This is a genomic window from Propioniciclava soli, assembly GCF_014858005.1.
GTDB lineage: Bacteria > Actinomycetota > Actinomycetes > Propionibacteriales > Propionibacteriaceae > Propioniciclava > Propioniciclava soli.
This window is the reverse complement of record NZ_JACYOT010000039.1, coordinates 1-4,770: the sequence shown is the minus strand read 5'-3', so window position 1 is coordinate 4,770 and position 4,770 is coordinate 1. Positions and strand designations below refer to the sequence as shown.

The 4,770-nt window shown below is 68.5% G+C and carries 5 protein-coding genes and 1 pseudogene; 4 read left to right on the top strand and 2 right to left on the bottom strand.

The window, feature by feature from the left end:
- A partial coding sequence (locus IFY26_RS17450; RefSeq protein ID WP_232550281.1) for a hypothetical protein occupies positions 1–230 on the bottom strand: 230 nt, incomplete at its 3' end.
- Between the two features lie 232 nt (positions 231–462).
- On the opposite strand from IFY26_RS17450, the gene IFY26_RS17445 reads away from it, so the two are divergent.
- From IFY26_RS17445 to IFY26_RS18435, 4 genes and pseudogenes are all read left to right on the top strand, one after another.
- Complete coding sequence (locus IFY26_RS17445; protein WP_232550280.1) at positions 463–1,965, top strand: MFS transporter; 1,503 nt, start codon at positions 463–465, stop codon at positions 1,963–1,965.
- Positions 1,966–1,990: 25 nt separating this feature from the next.
- Positions 1,991–2,584, top strand: a complete 594-nt coding sequence (locus IFY26_RS17440) for a TetR/AcrR family transcriptional regulator (RefSeq protein WP_232550279.1) — start codon at positions 1,991–1,993, stop codon at positions 2,582–2,584.
- Positions 2,581–3,246: a GAP family protein gene (locus IFY26_RS17435; protein WP_232550278.1), complete on the top strand. Its 666-nt coding sequence runs from the start codon at positions 2,581–2,583 to the stop codon at positions 3,244–3,246. Before IFY26_RS17440 ends, IFY26_RS17435 begins: the two co-directional genes overlap by 4 nt.
- Before the next feature lie 71 nt (positions 3,247–3,317).
- Positions 3,318–4,536: pseudogene (locus tag IFY26_RS18435) on the top strand (IS3 family transposase).
- Between the two features lie 50 nt (positions 4,537–4,586).
- Here IFY26_RS18435 and IFY26_RS17420 read toward each other — a convergent pair.
- The coding region (locus IFY26_RS17420) for a hypothetical protein (RefSeq protein WP_232550275.1) at positions 4,587–4,770 on the bottom strand (184 nt) is incomplete at its 5' end.

Sequence of the window (4,770 nt, the reverse complement as noted above, 5' to 3'; positions counted from 1 at the left end):
TCGAGGGCGGGGAGGGCAGCAACCAAGTCGCGGACCATCTCCGGGTTGGTGGTCAGGGTGGTGAGGATGGCGGTGCGGGCCTGGGCCCGCTCGTCGTCGGTGGGGTCGAGGGCGAGGAGGGCCTCAACCAAGTGGCGGACCAGCCACGGGGCGGTGGTGGTCAGGGTGGTGAGGATCGTGGTGCGGATGGTTGCATTGGCCGTAGGCCAGTGGGTGGTTGCAGCGATCAACTCTGGGTGTGATTGCGCATGCGACTTCCGGAAGGCGTCGATCTGGTCGTGGTGATGCTCAGGCCAGTCTTCGGGGAGCGTGCGCGCTGTCCGCTTCGGTGTCTTTCTGAGGGTCCGGGTTGTGCGTTCAAGGCTGGTGTGGAGCCCGGCCACCTATCACCAGTCGTAACTGTACCGTACGTATGGTATAGTTACGGGTGGTGATAGTTCGGTTCCGGAAAGGTGTGATGACGTGAGTTTGAGCAAGCGGCAGCGGTGGGGTCTGCTGGTGACGGTGGCGGCGGGGCTGCTGTTGATCACTCTGGACAACTCGATCCTGTACACGGCGTTGCCGACGTTGACCGAGGAGTTGGGGGCGTCGGGGTCGCAGAGCTTGTGGATCATCAACGCCTATCCGGTGGTGATGGCGGGCCTGTTGCTGGGCTCGGGCACGCTGGGGGACCGGATCGGGCACCGGCGGATGTTTTTGATCGGTCTGGTGGTGTTCGGGGTGGCGTCGTTGGGGGCGGCGTTCGCGCCGTCGGCGGGTCTGCTGATCGCGGCGCGTGCGGTGCTGGCGGTGGGCGCGGCGGCGATGATGCCGGCCACGCTGGCGCTGATCCGGGTCTCGTTCGAGGTTGAGCGTGAGCGCAATTTCGCGATCGCGGTGTGGGGGAGCCTTGCGGTGGTGGGTGCGGCGCTGGGCCCGATCGTGGGCGGGGTGCTGCTGGAGCACTTCTGGTGGGGCTCGGTGTTCCTGATCAACGTGCCCGTGGTGATCGCCGCGTTGATCGCGGCGGTGCTGATCGCACCGCCCAACGACCCCGACCCGTCCAAGAGGTGGGACCTGGTGTCGTCGTTGCAGGCGATGGTCGCGCTGGTGGGTGCGGTGTTCTTCATCAAGGAGCTCGCGCATTCCCCGCAGAACTGGGTGATCGTTGGTGCGGGCTTGGTGGCCGCGGTGGTCGGGTCGGTGCTGTTCGTCCGCCGTCAGCGGGGCTTGGAGCAGCCGCTGCTGGAGTTCTCGATCTTCCGCAATCCCGCGTTCAGCGCCGGGGTGCTGGCGGCGGCGTTCTCGATGTTCGCGATCGGCGGGTCCCAGCTGGTCACGACCCAGCGGTATCAGCTTGTGGAGGGTTTCACCCCCCTGGAGGCCGGGCTGCTGGTCGCGGCGGTCGCGATCGGGTCGCTGCCCACCGCGCTGTTGGGCGGGGCGTTCCTGCACAGGATCGGCCTGCTGCCGTTGATCGCCGGGGGCCTTGCGGTCGCCTCGCTCGGGGTGGTCGTGGTGCTCATCGGTGTGCAGGCCGACGTGTTCGGTGTGTTGGTTGCCGGGCTGCTGGTTACCGGCGCCGGGCTGGGTGGGGCGATGTCGGTGGCCTCGACCGCGATTGTGGGCAATGTGCCCGCCCGCCGTGCCGGGATGGCGTCCTCGGTCGAGGAGGTGTCGTATGAGTTCGGGTCCCTGACCGCTGTCGCGTTGTTGGGCAGCCTGCTCACCTTCGTTTACACCACCACCGTGCGGCTCCCGGCCGGCGCGCCGGAGGGTGCGCACGAGAGCCTGTCGGATGCGCTGGCGACAGCGGGCGGGGACCGGGCGATCATCGAGGCGGCGAGCAGTGCCTTCGACACCGGGTTCTTGGTCACGATGATCATCCTCGCCGTGGTCCTGGCGGTCGGGGCCGCGGTCACCGGACGGTTGCTGCGCCACCACGGGCCGGGGACTCAGTCGCAGGCCTTCTCGGGCAACCACTGACCGGGCGGGAGTGGAGGCAGAGGCTATGCGTCCCAGCAAGCGGACCGAGATCCTCGATGCGGCCCTGGGGGTGATCGAGGCCGGCGGGGTCACCGCGGTGACCTTCGAGGCCGTGGCCGAGGCCGCGGGCATGACCAAAGGCGGGCTGCTGTATCACTTCGGCACCCGCGAGGTCATGCTGCAGGCGCTGCACGAGCACCTCGCCGAACAGTGGGAGACCGCTCTCACCGAGGCCGCGGGCAAACCCGCCGAACGGGCCAGTGATGCTGAGCGTCTGGCCGCCTACGCCCAGGTCGCGACCCACAGCGCGACCCGGGCCGAGTTGTTGCTGATGCTCGAAACCGTCAACGACCCCGCCATGCACGCCCCCTGGAACGGGGTCCTGGCCCGGTGGACCCCGCCACTGCCCGAGCATGCAGACATCTCCCCGGGTGAGTTGAGCCAGCTCATCGCCCGCCTGGCCGCCGACGGGCTCTGGCTCATCGAGTCCCTCACCACACCCCTGCACCCCTCTATGCGGGCCAGGATCGCGAACCACCTCACCACCCTCGCCTACACGACCGAGACCCCCAGTGCACCCGGCACATCCGGCGGGGGCGGCGCACGTGATCCGCGGTGACTGTGGGGCTGCTGCTCACCCTGGTGGGCTTGGCGTTGCTGGACTCGGTCAACGTCTCCACGATCTGGATCGTCGTGGTGATCCTGCTGGCCGCCAAGCGGCCCGCGGCCACCGGGTGGGCGTACGCGGTCGGGGCGTTCGTGACGTTCGGGACCTTCACGCTGCTGCTCTACTTCGGGCTCAACGCCGCCGAGACCTGGCTGGACGGGTTGACGCTGTGGCTGCGTCGCATCCTGTTCACGATCATCACGGTGGTCTTCATCGTTCTCGGCGTCCGCCGGTTCACCGCGCGCCCCCGGCGCGGGTACGGGCTGCCGTCCTGGGTGAACGCCTGGACCGCGCTTCCGCTCGGTCTGGTCGCCACGATCAGCGACATCCCTAACGCGTTCCCGATGTTCCTGGCCGTCGAACGCCTCATCGACACCGGCATCGGCCCCGAGACCGCGGTGCCCGTGCTGATCGGCTACACCGCGATCTACGCCCTGCCGACCCTCGCGGTCCTGATCATCGGCCTGCTCTACCAAGACCGCCTCCGAGCCCGGCTGCAAACCCTCTACAACCGCTACGCCACCGGTCACACCAAGCCCAGCGGCAAGATCGCCGCGCTGTACTTCACCGCAGCCGCCGCGAGCCTGGCCATCCTCATCTTTCTCATCCGATGACCCACGTGAGGTTGACCCCGTAACCCGGACACCGTCTTGGCGGGTTCCCTTGTCGGGGACCGCCGGAGAGGATGTCCTCGATGGGATCGACGAGGAAGAGAAGGACGTACACGCCGGAGTATCGGCGGGAGGCCGCGCATCTGGTGATCGACACCGACCGGACGATCGCAACGGTCGCCGGCGAGATCAACGTGGGTGCGCAGCTGTTGGGCCGCTGGGTCCAGCAGGAGCGCGACCGGATCGGTGCCCCACCGGAGGCGCCGCTGGACGCCTCGGAGCGGGCCGAGTTGGAGCGGCTGCGGCGGGAGAACACCGAGCTGCGGTTGGACAACGAGTTCCTGGGAAAAGCCGCAGCCTTCTTCGCAGCGAAGAACACTCCCGGCAGGAGTGCTTCGAGGTGATCGACGCGGAGAAGGCGAACTACACGATCAGCCGGATGTGCCGGCTGCTCAAGGTTGATCGGCGCCGCTACTTCGAATGGTGTCGGCGCCAAGCGGCCGGGCGTACCCGGGCCGAGCAACGGCGGGCTGAGCTGACCAGCAAGATCGTGGAGTTCCACAAGGCCTCTGATGGCACCTACGGGGCGCCGAGGATCCTGCACGACCTGCGCGACGCCGGGGAGACGGTGTCGGTCAAGACGGTCGCGAAATGCATGCGGCAAGCCGAGATAGCCGGGATCAGCCCGCGTACCTGGCATCCCCCGACCACGGTGCCCGGCCCGAACCCCGACCCGGCACCCGACCTGGTCAAGCGCCGGTTCGACCAAGGCCGCCGCGATGCCGCCTGGTTCTCCGACATCACCTACCTGGCCACCGGTGAGGGCTGGGCCTACCTGTGCACCGTCCGTGACGGCCACACCCGCCGGGTCCTGGGCCGCACCGTCGCGACCACCTCAGGGCCGACCTGGTCGAGGATGCGCTCCGCCAGGCCGTCGCCCTACGCGGCGAGTTGCCCGGCAAAGTCATCTTCCACGCCGATAGGGGCTGCCAGTACACCAGCCAGCAGCTGGCCGACCTGTGCGGCGAGCTGGACCTGCTCCGCTCCATGGGACGCACCGGGGTGTGCTGGGATAACGCGGCCGCCGAATCGTTCTGGTCAACGTTCAAGAACGAGTACTACCACCGGCACGTGTTCGCCACGATCGGCGCCGCCCGCCGCGGCGCCTACACCTGGATCGACGCCTGGTACAACGCCCGCCGACGCCACTCCAGCATCGGCTACCTCAGCCCACTACAGTACGAACACCACCTGGCCCGACAGGCCGACCAGACGGCCCTCCAAGCCGCCTGACCAAACAACCACCTGTCCGGGATTCGGGGTCAACCTCATGGCGGCGGGGTTCAGTGGCCGTGCGGGCTGGATTCTTCGGGTGCTGGGGGGAGTCCGCCGAGGCGGCGCAGCTCGGCGATGTTGGCGTTGAGCGGGGCCATGGCTTGGGCGGCTCCGTCGGTGGTGCCGGGGGTGTGGGGCTGATCCGCGCGTCGGGTGGCGGGTGTGGCGGCGAGGCTGCCGACGTGGAGGAGC